Annotated in this window: 20 protein-coding genes; 11 read left to right on the forward strand and 9 right to left on the reverse strand. The window is 73.2% G+C overall.

Annotated features, from left to right (window positions below):
• Positions 1–25 precede the first annotated feature (25 nt).
• Positions 26–1,483, forward strand: a complete 1,458-nt coding sequence (locus MicB006_RS01750; RefSeq protein WP_116503405.1) for a menaquinone biosynthesis decarboxylase — start codon at positions 26–28, stop codon at positions 1,481–1,483.
• Positions 1,483–2,388: a menaquinone biosynthesis prenyltransferase MqnP gene (gene mqnP / locus MicB006_RS01755; protein ID WP_116503406.1), complete on the forward strand. Its 906-nt coding sequence runs from the start codon at positions 1,483–1,485 to the stop codon at positions 2,386–2,388. Before MicB006_RS01750 ends, mqnP begins: the two co-directional genes overlap by 1 nt.
• A 13-nt stretch (positions 2,389–2,401) precedes the next feature.
• On the opposite strand, the gene MicB006_RS01760 is transcribed toward mqnP, so the two are convergent.
• Entirely contained in the window at positions 2,402–3,367 is a 966-nt protein-coding gene (locus tag MicB006_RS01760; RefSeq protein WP_116503408.1) for a terpene synthase, read from the reverse strand.
• 145 nt (positions 3,368–3,512) lie between these two features.
• Between MicB006_RS01760 and MicB006_RS01765 the strand changes: the two genes are divergently transcribed.
• On the forward strand, positions 3,513–4,157 hold the full coding sequence (locus MicB006_RS01765; RefSeq protein WP_073826460.1) for a UbiX family flavin prenyltransferase: 645 nt from the start codon (positions 3,513–3,515) through the stop codon (positions 4,155–4,157).
• 57 nt (positions 4,158–4,214) lie between these two features.
• On the opposite strand, the gene MicB006_RS01770 is transcribed toward MicB006_RS01765, so the two are convergent.
• Positions 4,215–4,481, reverse strand: a complete 267-nt coding sequence (locus MicB006_RS01770; protein ID WP_013473529.1) for a BldC family transcriptional regulator — start codon at positions 4,479–4,481, stop codon at positions 4,215–4,217.
• Between the two features lie 269 nt (positions 4,482–4,750).
• Here MicB006_RS01770 and MicB006_RS01775 point away from each other — a divergent pair, with 269 nt between their 5' ends.
• Genes MicB006_RS01775 through MicB006_RS01785 form a run of 3 tightly spaced genes read left to right on the forward strand, consistent with a single transcriptional unit; the run spans position 4,751 to position 7,196 of the window.
• On the forward strand, positions 4,751–5,209 hold the full coding sequence (locus MicB006_RS01775) for an Lrp/AsnC family transcriptional regulator (protein WP_116503410.1): 459 nt from the start codon (positions 4,751–4,753) through the stop codon (positions 5,207–5,209).
• A gap of 42 nt (positions 5,210–5,251) precedes the next feature.
• Positions 5,252–6,094: an SDR family oxidoreductase gene (locus tag MicB006_RS01780; protein WP_116503412.1), complete on the forward strand. Its 843-nt coding sequence runs from the start codon at positions 5,252–5,254 to the stop codon at positions 6,092–6,094.
• Positions 6,095–6,104: 10 nt separating this feature from the next.
• Positions 6,105–7,196 (forward strand): PLP-dependent cysteine synthase family protein, encoded by a 1,092-nt coding sequence (locus MicB006_RS01785; RefSeq protein WP_116503414.1) that lies wholly within the window; start codon positions 6,105–6,107, stop codon positions 7,194–7,196.
• A gap of 30 nt (positions 7,197–7,226) precedes the next feature.
• Here the strand turns inward: MicB006_RS01785 and MicB006_RS01790 are convergent, their stop codons facing one another.
• The 3 genes from MicB006_RS01790 to MicB006_RS01800 all read right to left on the reverse strand — a co-directional run bounded on the left by MicB006_RS01790 (position 7,227) and on the right by MicB006_RS01800 (position 8,392).
• Positions 7,227–7,847, reverse strand: coding sequence for a putative glycolipid-binding domain-containing protein (locus tag MicB006_RS01790; protein ID WP_116511077.1), 621 nt, complete (start codon positions 7,845–7,847; stop codon positions 7,227–7,229).
• Between the two features lie 75 nt (positions 7,848–7,922).
• Positions 7,923–8,132: an AlpA family transcriptional regulator gene (locus MicB006_RS01795; protein WP_041798756.1), complete on the reverse strand. Its 210-nt coding sequence runs from the start codon at positions 8,130–8,132 to the stop codon at positions 7,923–7,925.
• A 44-nt stretch (positions 8,133–8,176) separates the two neighbouring features.
• Positions 8,177–8,392 (reverse strand): hypothetical protein, encoded by a 216-nt coding sequence (locus tag MicB006_RS01800; RefSeq protein WP_116503418.1) that lies wholly within the window; start codon positions 8,390–8,392, stop codon positions 8,177–8,179.
• A 185-nt stretch (positions 8,393–8,577) separates the two neighbouring features.
• Here MicB006_RS01800 and MicB006_RS01805 point away from each other — a divergent pair, with 185 nt between their 5' ends.
• Together MicB006_RS01805 and MicB006_RS01810 are read left to right on the forward strand one after the other, a co-directional pair.
• On the forward strand, positions 8,578–8,829 hold the full coding sequence (locus MicB006_RS01805; protein WP_116503420.1) for a flavin reductase: 252 nt from the start codon (positions 8,578–8,580) through the stop codon (positions 8,827–8,829).
• A complete protein-coding gene (locus MicB006_RS01810; protein WP_116503422.1) occupies positions 8,822–9,043 on the forward strand; it encodes a hypothetical protein in 222 nt (73 codons plus the stop codon). The genes MicB006_RS01805 and MicB006_RS01810 overlap by 8 nt, the downstream gene beginning before the upstream one ends.
• 79 nt (positions 9,044–9,122) lie before the next feature.
• Here MicB006_RS01810 and MicB006_RS01815 read toward each other — a convergent pair whose 3' ends face one another.
• From MicB006_RS01815 to MicB006_RS01825, 3 genes are all read right to left on the reverse strand, one after another.
• Positions 9,123–11,003 carry a DEAD/DEAH box helicase gene (locus MicB006_RS01815; RefSeq protein WP_116503423.1) on the reverse strand — a complete coding sequence of 627 codons (1,881 nt, stop codon included), beginning with the start codon at positions 11,001–11,003 and terminating at the stop codon, positions 9,123–9,125.
• A gap of 189 nt (positions 11,004–11,192) precedes the next feature.
• Positions 11,193–13,061 (reverse strand): hypothetical protein, encoded by a 1,869-nt coding sequence (locus MicB006_RS01820; RefSeq protein WP_116503424.1) that lies wholly within the window; start codon positions 13,059–13,061, stop codon positions 11,193–11,195.
• A gap of 109 nt (positions 13,062–13,170) precedes the next feature.
• On the reverse strand, positions 13,171–14,763 hold the full coding sequence (locus tag MicB006_RS01825; RefSeq protein ID WP_192900172.1) for a C40 family peptidase: 1,593 nt from the start codon (positions 14,761–14,763) through the stop codon (positions 13,171–13,173).
• Between the two features lie 221 nt (positions 14,764–14,984).
• Here MicB006_RS01825 and mqnE point away from each other — a divergent pair, with 221 nt between their 5' ends.
• Genes mqnE through MicB006_RS01840 form a run of 3 tightly spaced genes read left to right on the forward strand, consistent with a single transcriptional unit; the run spans position 14,985 to position 16,895 of the window.
• Positions 14,985–16,154: an aminofutalosine synthase MqnE gene (gene mqnE, locus MicB006_RS01830; protein ID WP_116503426.1), complete on the forward strand. Its 1,170-nt coding sequence runs from the start codon at positions 14,985–14,987 to the stop codon at positions 16,152–16,154.
• A 7-nt stretch (positions 16,155–16,161) separates the two neighbouring features.
• The gene (locus MicB006_RS01835) at positions 16,162–16,590 is read left to right on the forward strand and encodes a hypothetical protein (RefSeq protein WP_030500738.1); all 429 of its coding nucleotides are present in this window, start codon (positions 16,162–16,164) and stop codon (positions 16,588–16,590) included.
• Between the two features lie 26 nt (positions 16,591–16,616).
• On the forward strand, positions 16,617–16,895 hold the full coding sequence (locus MicB006_RS01840) for a DUF4229 domain-containing protein (RefSeq protein WP_073826424.1): 279 nt from the start codon (positions 16,617–16,619) through the stop codon (positions 16,893–16,895).
• A gap of 70 nt (positions 16,896–16,965) precedes the next feature.
• Here the strand turns inward: MicB006_RS01840 and MicB006_RS01845 are convergent, their stop codons facing one another.
• Positions 16,966–18,306 carry a C39 family peptidase gene (locus MicB006_RS01845; protein ID WP_116503428.1) on the reverse strand — a complete coding sequence of 447 codons (1,341 nt, stop codon included), beginning with the start codon at positions 18,304–18,306 and terminating at the stop codon, positions 16,966–16,968.
• Between the last annotated feature and the right edge of the window lie 130 nt (positions 18,307–18,436).

Here is an 18,436-nt window from a genome sequence, read left to right on the forward strand (position 1 = left end):
CAGGAACGTGCGGGAGGATGGCGGCATGGCGGCTCGCTTCCCGTACACCGATCTCAAGGACTTTCTGGCGGCGCTGGAGCGCGCGGGCGAGCTGCGGCGGGTGAGCGCGCCGGTCGACCCCACGCTGGAGATCAGCGAGATCGTCACCCGCACCGTCCGGGCCGGCGGGCCGGCGCTGCTGTTCGAGCGCCCCACCCGGGGTGAGATGCCGGTGGCGATCAACCTGTTCGGCACCGAGAAGCGGATGGCGATGGCGCTCGGGGTGGAAGACCTCGACGAGATCGGCGCGCGGATCGGCGACATGCTCAAGCCGGAGCTGCCGCAGGGCTTCTCCGGGATGATGGGCGGCCTCGGCAAGGTCATGCAGCTCAAGTCGATGCCGCCGAAGAAGGTCAAGACCGCCCCCTGCCAGCAGGTCGTCTACCGCGGCGACGACGTCGACCTGAACCGGCTGCCCGGGTTGCAGGTGTGGCCCGGCGACGGCGGGATCTTCCACAACTTCGGGCTGACCCACACCAAGCACCCGGAGACCGGCAAGCGCAACCTCGGGCTCTACCGGCTCCAGCAGCACAGCCACAACACGATCGGCATGCACTGGCAGATCCACAAGAACTCCACGGCGCACCACGCGGTCGCCGAGCGGCTCGGCCAGCGGCTGCCGGTGGCGATCGCCATCGGCGCGGACCCGGTGGTGGCGTACTCGGCCAGCGCGCCGCTTCCGGCCGACATCGACGAGTACCTGTTCGCCGGGTTCCTCGCCGGTGAGCGGGTCGAGATGGTCGACTGCCTGACCGTCCCGCTGCAGGTGCCGGCGCACGCGCAGATCGTGCTGGAGGGCTACATCGAGCCGGGTGAGCGGATGCCCGAGGGCCCGTTCGGCGACCACACCGGCTTCTACACGCCGGTCGAGCCGTTCCCGGTGATGCACATCGAGTGCATGACCATGCAGCGCGACCCGGTCTACCACTCGATCGTCACGTCCCAGCCGCCGCAGGAGGACCATGGCCTCGGCAAGGCCACCGAGCGGATCTTCGCGCCGCTGCTGCGCTTCCTGATCCCGGACATCGTCGACTACGACCTGCCCGCCGCCGGTGTGTTCCACAACTGCGCGATCGTGTCGATCCGCAAGCGCTACCCGAAGCACGCGCAGAAGGTCATGAACGCGATCTGGGGCGCGCACATGATGTCGCTGACCAAGCTGATCGTGATCGTCGACGAGGACTGCGACGTGCACGACTACAACGAGGTCGCGTTCCGCGCCTTCGGCAACGTCGACTACGCCCGGGACCTGCTGCTCACCGAGGGGCCGGTGGACCACCTCGACCACGCCTCGTACCAGCAGTTCTGGGGTGGCAAGGCGGGCATCGACGCGACCCGCAAGCTGCCCGAGGAGGGCTACACCCGGGGCTGGCCGGAGGAGATGCGGATGTCGCCCGAGGTGGTCTCGCTGGTGGACAAGCGCTGGAAGGAATACGGGATCTGATGACGGCGGCGGTACAGGAACGGCCCGGCCGGGTCGCGTCCTTCCTCAAGCTCGTCGCCATCGAGCACTCGGTCTTCGCGCTGCCGTTCGCGTACCTGTCGGCGCTCACCGCCATGCAGCTCAACGGCGGGCGGGTGGACTGGCTCGACCTGCTGCTGATCACGGTGGCGATGGTCGGCGCGCGGACGTTCGCCATGGCCGCGAACCGCATCCTCGACCGGCGGATCGACGCGCGGAACCCGCGTACCGCGAACCGGGAACTGGTCACCGGGGCGGTGAGCGTGCGCACGGCCTGGACCGGCGCGGCCGTCGCGCTCGTGGTGTTCCTGGCCGCCGCCGCCCTGCTCAACCCGCTCTGCCTGGTGCTCGCGCCGCTCGCCGTGGTGCCGCTCGTCGTCTACCCGTACGGCAAGCGGTTCACCAACTGGCCGCACGCCATCCTCGCGGTGGCCCAGGCGGTCGGCCCGGTCGGCGCCTGGCTGGCGGTCACCGGCACGCTCGACGGCTCCGGCCCGGCCTGGCTGCTCGGCGCCGCCGTCGGCCTGTGGATCGGCGGCTTCGACCTGATCTACGCCTGCCAGGACTCGGAGATCGACCGGGAGATCGGGGTGCACAGCGTCCCCGCCCGGTACGGCCGGCGCTTCGCGCTGCACGCCTCCACCGTCGCGCACGTGGTGACGTTCGCGTTGTTCATCTGGTTCGGCGCCTGGGTCGGCTTCGGCTGGCTGTGGTGGATCGGGTTGGCGCTCACCGCTGTCGCCTTCGCCTACCAGCACATGGTGGTCAGCCCCACCGACCTGAGCAAGGTCAACCGGGCGTTCTTCACCGCCAACGGCTTCGTCGGCATCGCGTTGTTCGTCCTCGCGCTGCTCGACCTGGTGGTCCGGCTCGGCCTGCGGCCCTGACCCGGGTCGCCGGTCAGGACGCCGGGGTGACCGGATAGCGGGCGCTCTCCAGCGTCCAGTCCACGGTGCCGCGAACGGCGGCGGCCAGGCCGTCGAGATGGATGGCGACGGCGTCGTCGAGCGCCGGCCCGAACGACGGCGCCGCCGCCCGGAGCGCGGCGAAGCGGTCCATCTCGGCCCGCCAGTGCCCGGCCACCACGTCGACCGCCGCCGGCAGCGGCACGCCCCGCTCGGCGGCCACCGCCAGCACCAGGTTGTGCCCGCCGCCGGTGGCGTGGTCGCGCTCCAGCGAGGCGATGTCGTTGAACCAGGAGAGCAGGTCGTTGGCGAGGTCCGCGAGCCGCCGCAGCGCCGGGTGGTGGTAGACCGCGTCGGGCAGCGGGCGTCCGGACGCGAACTCGATGAGCGGGTACGACACGTACGCCGCCGAGGTGGCCCGGCGCAGCCGCACGTACTCGGCGACGCCCGGTGGACGGCCGGACCCGGCGGCGGTGGCCTCCCGGTGGACGCCGTCGAGGTGGTCGGCGACCGCGTCGGCGAAGCGCAGCCGCCAGCGGGCCGGCATCCGGCGGCGGGGCTCGCGCCACGCCTGCACCAGGAGGCGGCGCAGCGGGCCGGAGAAGCCCGGATGGCGGGCTCGCGGCCCTTCGCGCAGCAACGCGAGCGCGCCGTCGCGCAACGCGCGGATCTGCCCCGGCGTCAGCCCGTCCCGCCCGTCGCAGGCGTCGTCGACCAGGAAGAACCAGGTGAACAGCGCGGTCAGCACCCGCAGGTCCGCCTCGGTGGCGTCCGGGTAGAGGCGGCCGGCGTACCGGGCGAACCCGGCCCGCGCCAGCCGCCGCCGGGTGACCGGGTCGAGTGGCAGGCCGAGCCGGTCGACCAGCTCCACCAGCCAGCCCTGCACGTCGTCCGCGTACGGGGAGATGCGGGGCGTGATGGGGCAGTCGGAGCGCAGGGCCCGCAGCACCGCCGCAGTCATCACCGGCCCTTCCCACGGAAGTGGATTTGCCGATCGAAGAATTTCACGTCGAGGGAAGCTCCGTGAACCCACTGGACATCCCGGGCAGGCCGCCCGAACGGGGGTCGTCGCCCGTCGTCCGCGGCGACCAGGCACGCTTGAGGACATGCGCGAACCATGGGTGGTGGGTGTCTCCGGGGCCTCGGGCACGCCGTACGCGGCGGCGGTCGTCCGGGCACTGCTCGACGCCGGCCAGGCGGTGGACCTGATCGTGTCCCGGGCGGCCCGGCTGACAGTGCTGGACGAGACCGGCCGGCCCTTCCGGGACGGGCACTGGGCCGAGGACCTGGCCGCCTGGCTCGACCGCGACCTCACCGGCGCGGACGTACGGCACTGGCCCGCCGGTGACCTGGCCGCCGGCCCGAGCAGCGGCTCCTACCGGGTACGCGGGATGGCGGTGGTGCCGGCCAGCACCGCCGCGTGCGCCGGCATCGCCATCGGGCTCTCCAAGGATCTGCTCCAGCGTGCCGCCGAGGTGAACCTCAAGGAGCGCCGTCCGGTCGTGGTGGTGCCCCGGGAGACCCCGGTGACCCGCAGCCACCTGGAGCACCTCATCGCGCTGCACGACGCCGGAGCCGTGGTGCTGCCGGCCAGCCCGGGCTTCTACGGCGCCGGGGCGGCGGCCTCCGCCGGGCAACTCGTGGACTTCGTGGCCGGCAAGGTGCTGGACGCGCTGGGCGTCCCGCACACGCTGTTCCGGCGGTGGGCCGGTGAGCTGGCCGCCGGTCGCCGGGAGCCCGGCCCGGCCTGACCGGACCCGGCGTACGACGAGCGGGGCGCGGCCTCGATCGGACCGCGCCCCGCTCGTTCAGTACATGCCGGCGTTCGCCGGGCCGGGGCCGGTGGAAGCGGTCGGGCCCATGTTGCGGGCCTTGCCCATGTCCTCCGCCTCGTCCAGCATGCCCTCCCCCTCGAGCAGGGCCCGCACCTCGGATTCCCGAAACCGGCGGTGCCCTCCTGGAGTCCGGATACTGCCGATCCGGCCGGCCGCTGCCCATCTGGTGACGGTTTTCGGGTCAACCCGAAACAGCGCAGCGACCTCACCCGGTGTCAGCAGGCGATCTCCAGTGTCCACAGCCCCCTCCTCGCGTCGACGAAGCCCCCGGCTGAACACACTGCCCCCGGCCGGTGCGAGCCCAGAGCCGTCATGAGGGACGTATGGCAATTACAGCACCGGCTACCGGACGTGTCCGCCAAACGCGAAAAACGCACACACTGGGAAGTCAGGGAATGGTATCGGCGGAGAACCCCCGTGACCGCACGTTTGTGATAGGCGACCGTACCTCACGGGGCATCCGGTGCCCGCCGTGTCAGGTCCCGGTCGAGCGGATAGGGTCACTCTCCGTGGACACGATCGACCTGAGCCTCGTGGAGTTGCTGCGGGGCAACGCCCGCCTGTCGTACGCCGAGCTGGCCCGTCAGGTCGGCCTCTCCGCCCCGGCCGTGCACGAGCGGGTCGGCAAGCTGGAGGCCAGCGGCGTGATCCGGGCGTACCGGGCCGAGGTCGAGCCGGAGTCGATCGGGCTCGGCGTCACCGCGCTGATCGGCATCGTCGAGGACTCCGACGCGGACACCGACGACGTGCTGGAGTCGTTCCGCCGCATCCCCGAGATCGAGTCCTGCTACTTCATGGCCGGGGTCGAGTCGTTCCTGCTCAAGGCACGGGTCGGCACGATCGCCGAGCTGGAGCAGCTGATCGTCCGGCTGAACCGGACGGCGGGTGTGGCGTCCACCCGTACCAGCATCGCGCTGTCGACCAAGTGGGAGAACCGCCCGCAGCCGCTGGAACTCCCCACCACCTGACGCCTCTGGCCCCGGGGCGGGGGTTGCGGTTACCGTGCGCCGATGACGAGCTCGGAGCAGGGTGCCGCGGTGGTGACCGGCGCGGCCGGTGGGCTGGGCCGGGCGATCGCCGCCGCGCTGCACGCCGACGGTTGGAACGTGCTGCTCACCGACGTCGACGCCGGGGCCGCGCAGGCCGCCGCCGCGCCGCTCGGTGGCTGGTCCCGCCCGCTCGACGTACGCGACGAATCCGCCTGCGCGGACGTCGCCGCCGAGGCGGCGGCCGCGCCCGGCGGCCTGGGCCTGTGGGTGAACAACGCCGGCATCCTGGTCACCGGCCCGTCCTGGGAGCACGACGCCGCACGCCGCCGCTCGGTGGTCGAGGTGAACGCGCTCGGCGCGATGAACGGCACGCTCGCCGCCGTCGCGGTGATGCGCGAACAGGGCCGCGGCCACGTGCTCAACGTCGTCTCGCTGGCCGGGCTGATCGCCGCGCCCGGCGAGACGGTGTACGCGGCCAGCAAGCACGCCCTGCTCGCGTTCAGCCTCGGCACGCTGAGCGACCTGCGGATGGCCGGCGTCCGGGGCGTACACGTGTCGTGTCTGTGCCCGGACGGGATCTGGACGCCGATGCTGCACGACAAGCTGGACGACCCGGGTGCGCTGGCATCCTTCACCGGTTCGCTGCTGACGCCGGAACGGGTGGCCGCGCGGGCCGTCCGGCTGGCCCGCCGGCCCCGGCCGGTGGTCAGCCTGCCGCGCTGGCGAGGCGCGCAGGTACGGCTCCTCGACGCCTTCCCCCGGCTCGCCCTGGCCCTCACGCCGGTGATCCGGGCCACCGGCCGGGCCGGTCAGCGACGGCAGGCCCGCCGGGTCCGGGGAAACCCGAGCCCACCTCGCTTGTAACGTTGCCGACGTGACTCATCTCGACCGGTGCGACGAGGCCAGCCGGCGCTGGGTGACCGAGGCGATCGCCGCTGTCGAGGCGGACGCCAACCGCTCCGCCGACACCCACCTGCTGCCCTTCCCACTGCCCCGGGACTGGGGGATCGACCTCTACCTCAAGGACGAGTCGGTGCACCCCACCGGGTCGCTCAAGCACCGGCTGGCCCGCTCGCTGTTCCTCTACGGGCTCTGCAACGGCTGGATCGGCCCGGACACCACTATCGTCGAGGCGTCGTCCGGCTCGACGGCGGTCTCCGAGGCGTACTTCGCCCGGATGCTCGGACTGCCGTTCATCGCGGTCATGCCCGCCTCCACCTCGCCGGAGAAGATCGCCCAGATCGAGTTCCAGGGCGGGCGCTGCCACCTCGTCCAGGACCCGGCGAAGGTGGTGGTGGAGGCACGCTGGCTCGCCGAGGACACCGGCGGCCGGTTCATGGACCAGTTCACGTACGCCGAGCGGGCCACCGACTGGCGGGGCAACAACAACATCGCCGAGTCGATCTACGCCCAGCTCGCGCTGGAGCGCCACCCGGTGCCCGCCTGGATCGTCGTCGGCGCCGGCACCGGCGGCACCAGCGCCACCATCGGCCGCTACGCCCGCTACCGTCGGCTGCCCACCAAACTCTGCGTGGTGGACCCGGAGAACTCCGCGTTCTACCCCGCCTGGCAGGCCGGTGACTGGTCGGTGTGCACCGACCGTGGCTCGCGGATCGAGGGCATCGGGCGGCCCACCGTCGAGGCGTCCTTCCTGCCCGGCGTGGTGGACCGGATGGTCCAGGTGCCGGACGCCGCGTCGCTCGCCGCGATGCGGGCCGGCTCGGCGGTGCTCGGCCGCCGCGTGGGCGGCTCCACCGGCACCAACCTGTGGGGCGCGTTCGGGCTGATCGCCCAGATGCTGGCGGACGGACGTACCGGCTCGGTGGTCACGCTGATCTGCGACCCGGGCGACCGGTACAGCGACACCTACTACTCCGACGAGTGGGTGGCCGGGCAGGGCCTCGACCTCACCCCGCACCTGGCCACCATCGACCGGTTCCTCACCGACGGCGCCTGGCCCGCCTGAGCGGAGCCCTGGCTTTTCGGCGGCGGGCGGTCAGCGCGGGTCGACCCGCTCGGCCAGCCCCGGATAGCGCACCACGAAACCCTCCGGGTCGACCTCCAGGTCGGCCGTGAACGTGCCGCTGGCGTACCGGACCCGGCCCGGACCGAGCGAGGTGTAGACCTGCTCGGCCGGGATCACCGCCAGGCCGGGCAGCAGCACCCAGGCCACAGTCACCGCCGTCGCCATGTCCGCGGGCAGCCGCCCCAGCCCGATCCGGCGGATCGGCATCGTGTTCGTCAGCGGGGACCCGCCCAGGTCGATGTCGAGCGCGTCGTCCAGCCGACCCGGGTCGTCGGTGCCCGGCAGCCCCGCCGGTGGGTGGCCCGCCGCGCTCAGCGCCGCGTCCAGGTCACCCTCCTCCCCGGTACGCACGCGCCAGCCGTCCTGACCCCGCTCCAGGCGTACGCTCCGCGACCAGCCGGCGCCCTCGGCCTCGACCTCCAGCCGGCTCGTCGACCAGTCGGGCGCGAGGGCCAAGCGGTAACGGCAGGTGTACGGGATCGGGTCCACGGCGAGTGCCACGCCCTGCGCGGTCAGCCCCTGCCCGCCGTCGAGCACGACGTGCTCGGAGCCGGCGGTGTCGGTCCGGGCCCAGAAGAGCGACTTCGGCATGGTCCGGACGTTACGCGACCCGGCGGCCGGCGGCAGCGGATGCGCGAACGCCGCCGCCGCCCGGAGGGCCACCGACTACCCCTGCTCGTCGCCCTCGGTGGGGCGGGGCGGCCGGTTGTGGCGGGCCCACTCGTCAACCTCGTCCGCGTCCCAGACGTTCATGCCGATCAGCCGGGCGAGCGGCTCGGGGAACCCGGGGCGGCGGGTGATCTGCAGGACCCGCTGACGCGATACGCCGAACAGGGCGGCCAGCTCGCCGGGCCCGTACAGGCGTGGTCGTCTCACACGCCGAAAGGAGGCACGAGACGTCCTGATCATGCCTCGTCGGGCTACTCGTCGTCGTCCGCCGGCCGGGGCGGCCGGTGCTCTCGGATGTACCGCTCCACGTCCCGCTTCAGCCAGATCGCGCCGACCGACAGCTCTTGATACGGCGCGGGGAATGCGGGATGCCGCCGGATCTCGCGAAACCTCGATCTGCCCACGCCGAGCATCGTCAAGATCTCACCGGCCGCGACAAGTTCGCCCGGTCCCGTCTCCTTGGTCACGACTTCGAAGGTAGGAGCGGGCTATCCCGTCTATGGTGACGCGAACAAATAACCCCACCTACGTGGGCCCGTCAATGTTGGCAGGGGGGCAGGTGGGCGATCTGATGGATTAGGCCCCCGTCCGGTGGCGAGTTCGCGGCGGACCGGGGTGCCACCTGGAAGTCGACCCATGCAGGAGGCCCCGAGTGACCCAGCGCCACGCTCCGCTGAAACCCCTTTGGGTCTGTACGGCAGACCTGCTCAACTGGCCGTGCGAGAACGCCAAGGTCGAGTTGGTCGCTGACTACAAGCACGACCGGCGTAACCTCGCCGTCGATCTGGCCGCCCTCATGCGGCAGGCGACCGATGACCTGGCCAGGCTCTACTCCGAGCCGCCGGATCCCGCCGAGATGCACATCCGGTTCATCGGCTGGCTGCGGTCGGTGCGCAATGTCTGACCCGATCGGCACCGGTCTGCTGTCGGCCGCCGTCATCGCCCAGGCGTTCGGCTGCTGGGTCGCCTGGTCGTGGGGCCGGTCCGCTCGGCGCAGTCTCCGGCAGACCATCGACAAGGCCATCCCGACGCAGCCGCCCGGCTGGCAGCCTCGTCACCGGCTGTCGATGTTGAATGACCCGACCCGGCGGTATCCCGTTCTCGCACCGCGCGGCTAGAACGCCACCGAACCCTTGACCTGTAGACGCACTGCCGCCGCCGAGCAGGTGCTCGGCGGCGGCAGTGGGTGCGCTCAGATCAGTGGGTACGTGCCGGCGGGCGCCCGCCGAAGCCGCGCCGGTCGTCCCGGCCCCGCCCCTCGGCCCGGAAACCGCCGCTCCGGCGCTCGGCCGGGCGCGCGTCGCCCCGGTCACCGAAACGCCGCTCGGCGTGCGGGCGGTCCTCCTGGCGACGGTCGCCGAAGCCGCGCGAACCGCTCGGCCGGTCGTCGTTCCGCCGCTCGTCGCGGTCGTACCCGCGCTCGGTCGCCGGCCGCTGCCGGTCCCCGAACGGACGGTCGGCGCGCTCGCCGAAACGCCTGTCGTCGCCGCGCTGGCCGCCGAAGCGGTCGCTGCGCTGGCTGCGGTCGTCGGACCGCTGCTCGCCGCGGTCGCCGAAGCTCCGGTCGTCGCGACGCTCCGGCCGCCCGAAGCGGCGCTCGCCGCCGCCGGACCGCTCGCCCGAGTAGCGCTCGCCCGCCGGCCGGTCGCCGAACCGGCGGTCACCGCCGCGGTCCGCGAACCGCTCGCCCGCGGGCCGGTCGCCGTAGCGGCGCTCGCCCCGGCCGTCACGGTCGCCGAACCGGCGCTCGCCACGGTCGGAGAAGCCGCCCCGGCCGCCCCGGTCGAAGCCCCGGCCGTCGCGGTCGCCGAAGCGTCGCGGGCCGCCGCGTCGCGGCTCCGGCTCGTCCCGCACCGGTACGCCGCTGGGCTCGCGCGCGCCGGTCAGCTCGGCCAGCGTCTCGTCGCCCGCCCGGACCCGGGTCTCGGCCGGCTCGACGCCCGCCTTCTCCATCATGGCCAGTGTGGTGCGGCGCTGCTTGGGCAGCACCAGGGTCGCCACCGCGCCCGACTCGCCGGCCCGTGCGGTACGGCCGGCCCGGTGCAGGTAGTCCTTCGGGTCCTTCGGCGGGTCCACGTGCAGCACCAGCGAGACGCCGTCGACGTGGATGCCCCGGGCCGCCACGTCGGTCGCGACCAGCACGGGCGTGCGGCCCTCGCGGAACTCGGCGAGCGTCTTGGTGCGCATGCGCTGCGTCTTGCCGCCGTGCAGCCCACCGGCCCGCACGCCGACGGCGGCGAGCTGCTCGACCAGCCGGTCCACGCCGAGCTGCGTACGGGCGAACAGCATGGTGCGGCCCTCACGGGCGGCGATGGACGCCGCGACCGCGAACTTGTCGTGCGGCGGGATCAGCAGCATGTGGTGATCCATGGTGGACACGGCGGCGGTGGCCGGTGCGGTCGAGTGGGTGACCGGGTCGGTCATGAACCGCTTGACGAGCGAGTCGACGTCGTTGTCCAGAGTGGCCGAGAACAGCAGGCGCTGCGCGTCCGCCGGGGTCTTCGCCAGGAGCTTGGTGACCTCGGGCAGGAAGCCCATGTCGGCCATCTGGTCGGCCTCGTCCAGAACGGTGATCTCGACGTCGTCGAGCCGGCAGACGCCGCGCTCGATCAGGTCGCCGAGCCGTCCCGGCGTCGCCACGACGATCTCCACGCCCCGGCGCAGCGCGTCGATCTGCCGGTCGTACGGCACGCCGCCGACAGCGGTCTTCAGGAATACGCCCACCGACTTGCCGAGCGGCACCAGCGCGTCGTTGACCTGCATGGCCAGTTCGCGGGTGGGGACCATGACGAGGGCGCGGGGGTGCAGCGGCCGGGCCCGGTTGCGGTCGGCGAGCCGGGCGATCACCGGCAGGCCGAAGGCGAGCGTCTTGCCGGAGCCGGTCTGGCCCCGGCCGAGTACGTCGCGTCCCGTGAGCGAGTCGGGCAGGGTGGCCCGCTGGATCTCGAACGGGGTGGTGATGCCCTGCCGGGCGAGCGCCTCGACGAGCTGCCGGGGCAGGCCGAGCGACGCGAAGTCGACGGCGTCGGAGTTCGGGTCGACGGACGGGGACGTGCTGGATTCAGCGAACGTGGTCAAGAAATGCCTCTCGAGCGGGGCGCATCTTCGCGATGGCCCGCCGCGGCCTGTCACGCCGCCGAATCACCAGCAAGATCGCCCATGGGCGCACACTCTGGGCGCGCCGGGTCAGTAATCAGAGACAAGTGTACGGCGCATCGCCGACTCCGCCAGGGCAACGCGATGCGGTAGTGGGCGGGCTCACCCCTGTCACTCGATCAGCATCGTCCCGGTAAGGCCGCTGAGCGCGTCGTTGGCCAGGAAGACCACGAGCAGGCTGATCGCGATGAGCATGGTCAGCGCGACCGCAAGCACGATGATCACCTTGGTGTTGCCGCCCCGGGCGGCCGGGCTGTCCTCGGACCAGCCCTGAGCCAGGATGTGCCCGGTCAGCGATCCGGAGTTCTCCAGCGGGTTGCCCTGCGGGAACGACACGGTGGCGAACCCCGGGCCGTCCGTCCCGCCGCCGTAGACGGCGCCGGCGAGGTCCGTGCTGCCGGACTGCGGACGTACCGGGCGGGTCGCGTCGGCGTCGCGGGCCGGCGTGGCCGGCGGCGGCCAGGTCGGCAGCGCCGGCGCCGGCACCGCGGGCGGCGGCGGGGCGGACACGGGCGCGGCCGCCCACGCCGGACGCGGCTCGGCGGAGGGCGCCGGAGTGCCGGGCCCGGACAGCGGGCCTGGCGCGGACGGGAAGGGCGTGGTGGGCGCGGGCGGCACCGCCGAGCCGGCCGACGGCGTGGCGAACGACGGCGGGCTCGCGGTGGCCGGTGGCGTCGCGAACGACGACGGGCCCGCGGTGGTCGGCGGCGCGGGGAACAGCGGCGCGGGCAGCGGGTTCGCCGCGGCGGTCATCGCCGGTGGCGGCGGGAACGGCGGCGCGGGCATCGGACCCGGTGGGGGCGGCGGCGGGGGCACCGCGGGTCCGGGCGGCGGCACCGGCGGCCCGGGCACCGGCGGAACCGGCCCCGGTGGGGTGGGCGCCGGTGCGGGCGGCGCGGGCACGGGTGGCGTCGGCCGGAACGGCGGCTCCGGCACCGGCGGCGCGGGCGACGGCGGGGTCGGGCCCGGTACCGGGGTCGGCGCCGGCTCGGGCTCGGGACCGTGCGGGGCAGGGGGCTGCGCGGGCTCCGGCGGCTGGGCGGGCTCCGGCGGCTCCGGGTTCACCGGACCCGCCCGGTAGACAGTCGCGGCGGCGGGAGCGGACACCACCGAGGCGGCGATCTCGTCGGCGGACACCCGGCTCAGGCCGGGTACCGCGGCGCTGGCCCGGGCGTGCCCCACGCCGCCCGGCGCGGCGGGCTTCGCGGACGGCGTGGCACCGAGCCCGGCGGGCTTCGCGGACGGCGCCGCGTCCGGCACGGCGGGTTGCTCGGCGGGGGACGCGGTGCCGGAGTCGGCAGGCCCGGCTGCCGGGGTGCCGCCCTGTGAGCCGGTGGAGGTGTTTCCGGCCGCGCTCTCCGACCGGGCCGGCGCGGCGTCGCGGTCCGGCCGGTCGTCCGTCGCGACCGCATCCCCGCTGGCGGCGTTCTCGACCGGCGTCTCGCCGCCCGCGGAGGCGGGCGCGCCCGGCGGAGTGGGCTCGCCAGCCAGAGGCGGGGCGGCCGGAGCAGTCGTGGCAGGCGGAACGGCCGGGGCAGGCGAGTCGGTGGGGGCCGCCGGCGCGGGCGCGGGCACCCGGGCGGAACCGGAGACGCGGGGGGCCGGGATGCCGGCCGCCGGGCCGCCCGGGGAGGGTGCGCTCGTGGCGGCGGGCGCCTCCGGTGTGGCGGCCGGCTCGGGCGTCGCCGGGCGTTCGGCCACGGCGAAGGCGGACCAGGTCGACGGGGGCACTGTCGCGCCGGGAAGACGCCGGTCCAGCGGCGGCGCGGCGTCGGCCGGTGCGCCCGCGCGGTACGTGGTGGGGCTGGACGGCGGTGCCGGCGGCTCGTCACCGGCGGGTGGCGGCACGGCCGAACCGGCGACGGTCACCCGTGCCCGCGCGACGGCCACCGGCCCGGGGCGGGACGCTGCCGGGCTGTCGGCGGCGTCGGGCGTCGGTCCCGGGTGGACCTTCTCCGCCGGAACCTCGTGCTCGCCCATCTCGCCCCTCCGCACCCACGCTCGCCCCCGACCGTGGCGCCGGCCGAAAGTGCCTGGATCTCACCGTGCCATATTCCGGCCCGGGAGCACAGCCGGAGTGCGGGTTGGGTCAGTCGGCGCTGCTGCTCGGGCTGGCGGAGGCGCTGCCGGACGTGCTGCGCGACGGGGCGACGCTGCTGCTGCTCGGGGCGGCGCTGGTGCTCGGCGCGGAGCTCTCGCTGTCGCTCGGCTCCGGCTCCGGCTCTTCGGACGGGCTGGGCGGCGTGCTGGGCGTCGGGCTGGACGTCGTCGGATCCGGCGTGGGCGTCGTCGGCCTCGGGGTGGTCGGCGTCGGCTTGGGGGTCGTCGGCGTCGGCTTCGGCGTGGTGGGCGTCGGCTTCGGCGTCGGGGACGACGTCGGCGGGGTGGTCGGCACGGGCGGCGGGGGAGCCGGAGTGGCCGGGGCGGCGACGGCTCCGATCACCCGGGTCGCGGCGTAGAGCCGGGACCAGCGGACCACCGAGATCTTGACGACGTCGCCGGTCCGGGGCGCCTCCACCATCTTGCCGTTGCCGATGTACATGGCGACGTGGTGGATGCTCGTCCAGCTGCTGCTGGAGGCGAAGAAGAGCAGGTCGCCCGGGAGCAGCGCGTTCGGGGAGACGGTGCGGGAGCGGGTGGCGTAGTACTGGTCCTTGGCGACCCGCGGCAGGCCCTTGTAGCCGGCCGCCCGGTAGGAGGCGAGCACCAGGCCGGAGCAGTCGAACCGGTCCGGGCCCTCGGCGGCCCACAGGTAGGGGTCGCCGAGCTGGGCGAGGGCGTAGCGGACCGCGGCGAGCGCCTTGGGGTCCGCCGCCAGGCCGTCGATGCTCTGGTTGACGACGTACGAGCTGCCGAGCTGCTGCTCGGCGGCGTCGGCCAGGCGCTCGATCTCGAGCAGCTTGGCGGCGTTCTCCTTGCGCAGCGCGACAAGCGTTGTCTCCTGCTTGCGCAGGTCGGTCTCGGCGCGGGTGAACTCGGCGGCCTTCTCGGTCGCCCGGCGCTGGGCCGACTCGTGCGCCTCCCGGGCGATCCGCTCGGCGTTCGTGGCGCGGAGGAGTTCGCCGGTCACCGACGTGGTGGCGCCCTCGGCCTTGTCGCCCCGGGTGATGCGCTGGAGGTTGGCGAAGTCACGCAGGCTGGCGCCGAACTCGCCGGGCGGCAGCGCCGCGTCGGCCTTGACCGCGTCGGCGGCGGCGCTCTTGGCGTTCTCCTGGGCCCGGGTGAGCGCGTCCTGGGCCTCCTTGAGCCGGGCGGCGGACTGGGTCAGCTCGGCCTGTGCGGCGTCCCGCTCGCCCTTGATCCGCAGCATTTCCTCGCCGAGCAGCCCGACCTGGGCGTCGAGCTGGTTGATCTGCGCGATCAGCGGGCCGTCGGCGGGGTTGGTGACGCCGGTGGTGCCGCCCGGCAACCCCGGGACGGTGACTCCGGGCAGGCCCGGAACGGTGCCGGGCAGGCCGGGGACGGTGCCGGGGACGCTGCCGGGCAGTTGCAGGGGGCCGGTGACCTGGGGCCGGGAGCCGGTGCTCGGCACGGTGTCGGGCAGCGGGTCGGCCCAGGCCGGGGTGGCGAGCGCCGCCGCCGCCACCGCACCGAGGAGCGCGGACCAGAGGGCCGGGCGCAGAACCGGGGAGATCACCGGCTGCCGGCCTCGTCGCCGTCGGGCCTTGGTGCTGTCGGACATTCCGCTCCCCGTCCGGTCTGGTGCCCGCCACGCGAGGTGGGGCGTGTCAGGACAGGACGGCACTGGTGTGTGTTCCGCCCCACCCTGTCTTACCTCACCGTGGCAGCGATGTCGATGTGCGGAGAGTGACGGCGGGTGAACTGGCTCGACCACGTCGGCGGCAGGTCGGACCCGCGACGTACGCTCGATCGGGAACCCAGGGGGAAGGACGTGGCTTTCGGATGGACGCCGGACTCAAGCGCGAACTCGAAGCGAAGGTGTACGCCGGGGAGCGGCTGACCCGCGAGGACGGCATCGCCCTCTACGACAGCGACGACCTGACCTGGCTGGGCCGGCTGGCCCACCACAGGCGTACCGAGCTCAACGGCGACCGGGTGATGTTCAACGTCAATCGGCACCTGAACCTGACGAACGTCTGCTCGGCGTCGTGCGCGTACTGCTCGTTCCAGCGCAAGCCGGGCGAGAAGGACGCGTACACGATGCGCATCGACGAGGCGGTCCGGAAGGCCAAGGAGATGGAGGACGAGCAGCTCACCGAGCTGCACATCGTCAACGGCCTGCACCCGACGCTGCCCTGGCGCTACTACCCGAAGGTGCTGCGGGAGCTGAAGGCCGCGCTGCCGAAGGTCAACCTCAAGGCGTTCACCGCCACCGAGGTGCAGTGGTTCGAGAAGATCAGCGGGCTCACCGCCGACGCGATCCTCGACGAGCTGATGGACGCCGGTCTGGAGTCGCTGACCGGCGGCGGCGCGGAGATCTTCGACTGGGAGATCCGCCAGCACATCGTCGACCACAACTGCCACTGGGAGGACTGGTCGCGCATCCACCGGCTGGCCCACTCCAAGGGCATGAAGACGCCCTCGACCATGCTCTACGGCCACATCGAGGAGCCCCGGCACCGGGTCGACCACGTGCTGCGGCTGCGCGAGCTGCAGGACGAGACCGGCGGCTTCCAGGTCTTCATCCCGCTGCGCTACCAGCACGACTTCGTCGACTCGGCGGACGGCAAGATCCGTAACCGGATCCAGGCCCGCACCACGATGGCCTCGCCGGCCGAGTCGCTGAAGACGTTCGCGGTCTCCCGGCTGCTGTTCGACAACGTGCCGCACGTCAAGTGCTTCTGGGTCATGCACGGCCTGTCGGTGGCGCAGCTCTCGCTGAACTTCGGCGTCGACGACCTGGACGGCTCGGTCGTGGAATACAAGATCACCCACGACGCCGACTCGTACGGCACGCCGAACACCATGCACCGCGACGACCTGCTGCACATGATCTGGGACGCGGGTTTCCGCCCGGTCGAGCGGAACACCCGCTACGAGATCGTGCGCGAGTACGACGCGCCGCCGTCGATGGCGGAGCGCCGGTCCGAGCCGCAGCAGGTCTGGGCCTGACCTGGCGATGAGCGGCGAGGAGCAGCAGCGCGCCTTCCCCCGGCGTGACGCCGAGGGGCGCATCCTGACCCTCGGCGACCTGCTCGGCGTGAGCCTCGCCGGCCTGGTCATCGGGGTGCTGGCGTTGCTGGTCTTCGAATGGGCGTTCGCCACATTGGGCGACAGCGGCTTCGGGGGCACGAACGGCTGGCTGGCGGTGATCCTGCCGCTCTGGTTGTTCTGGGACGAGTTCCGGGCCTGGGAGTTCGGCGCCGCCCGGGTGGTGGCCGCGCTGGTCGGCATCGCGCTCGGCGTGCTCGCCGGGCTGCTGGCCGCCGGGCTGGCCTCGGGGCTGCCCGCGCTGTTCACGGGAGCGTTGGCCGCGGCGGTGTTCACCGTGGTCTACGCGGTCGTCTGGTTTCATGGCGTGCACTGGCTGGCCCGGCGTACGGGCTGAGGCGCGAAGAGAGTGGGAATGCGGGAATGAGCGCGGCGCTCAAGTACACGCTGGGCCGGATCGGGCTGTTCGTCGTCGTGCTGGCGGCCCTCTGGTTCGTCGACATGAACATGTTCCTGCGGCTGATGCTGGCGCTGATCTTCTCCGCCACGCTGTCGTTCTTCCTGCTCAAGGGCCTGCGGGACCAGATGGCCGGGGAGATGGCGGAGGCGGCGGAGCGGCGTCGCGTGGAGAAGGAACGGCTGCGCTCCGCGCTCGCCGGTGAGGACCAGGCCGAGCCGGACGGCGAACGCCGCGACAGCTGAGCGGACCGGCGGGGGCCCGGCGCGCGACGTCGCGCCGGGCCCTTCGCGGTTCACCGGATGGTCGAGCCGCTCACCAGTTGGTCGAGCCCGGGACGACCGGCCACGGCCGGTCGACCGGCTTGATCAGGTACGCGATGCCGCCGGAGCCGGAGGCCACTGTGCCGTTCGCCCGGTAGCGCTTGGTGCGCAGCCAGATCTGCTCGAACTGCTCCCGCTTGTAGACGTTGCGCACCGCCTCGTTCGAGGAGGACGCGGGGTCGTTGACGATCACGTCGCCCTCGGCGGTGAAGCCGACGATCACGAACAGGTGCCCGGCGGTGCCGTAGTTGGCCCCGTCGAGTTCGCTGGCGAGGAACGACTGCGAGGTCACCACCGGGATGCCGGCCTTGATGAACCGTTCCGCCTCGTCCAGCGAGTGCAGCCGGGTGACCCGGCCCTCCAGGCCGGGGAAGCTCGCCGCGTACGCGGTGTTGAACGGCCAGTTGCCGGCGCCGTCGTACTCGTAGTCGTAGGTCATCCGGGCGGCGTGGTCGACAGTCGGGTCGGGGTAGGCGGGGTCGACCCAGGAGGTGTCCTCGGCCGAGGGCTTGCGGCCCCAGTACTCGACCACCATCTCCGTCGAGGTGGGTGAGCACCACGCCTCGCCGCCGCCGTTGTACTCCGGGTACTCGCCGATGTGGACGTTCTGCGAGTAGCGCGGCACGGCCAGCTCGGTGCCCCAGGCGATGCCGCCCCGGCTCGGGGTGACGGTGAACCGGTCGGGCACGTTCGACGCCATCGCGCCGAGCATCCGGACCTGCGGCGCGGCAGCCTGGCCGGGCGCGCGGTAGAGCGTCAGCCGCAACTGGTACGAGCGCAGCAGCACCCCGGCGTCGGCGTCGTCGATCGAGAACGTGTCGGTCCAGATGCTCGACCAGGGGTCGCCCTGGCCGTCCAGCGTGGACCGCTTGATGTCCTGGTCGCCGGAGGCCCAGCGGCCCATGACGAACCACGGGGTCTGTGCCCCGGTGTTGTACGTGCCGTGCAGCTCGACCTGGATCCAGGTGCCGGCCGGGGTGGCGGCGTTCCAGGACGCGACCATCTCGGTGGCGTCGAACCCGATCCGCCGCTCGGGCGAGGTCCAGGTGGCGTACTCCCAGGTGCGGGTCGTGCCGGTGTGCTCGTCGGTGAACTCGGTGGTGCCCGCCGGGCGGTCGATGGTCAGCGCGGGGTGACGGCCCGGTACGGCGCGGGTGCCCTGGTGGGAGCCGCTGCGCCAGTCGGGGAAGCGGGAGAACTCCTGGAACGTGATCTGTTCGTCGTGCGTGACGCCCGGCCGCGGGGCGTGTGCCTGGGCCGGTGCGGTGGTGCCGAGGAGGGTGAGCGCGGTGAGGCCGGCGAGGGCGGCCGCGCGCATGGGTCTTCCGAACATGGCAGCTCCACGGGGAGACGGCATCGTTGCCGTTCACTGTCGCGCCTGGCGGGAAGTTTCGCCAGATGTTCAGGCATGGAAAATCATTGCCGAAGTGACGATCAGGTCGGGATGGCCAAAGAGAAAGACA

The sequence above is a fragment of the Micromonospora sp. B006 genome, assembly GCF_003408515.1.
In the GTDB taxonomy this organism is placed as follows: Bacteria; Actinomycetota; Actinomycetes; order Mycobacteriales; family Micromonosporaceae; genus Micromonospora; species Micromonospora echinospora_A.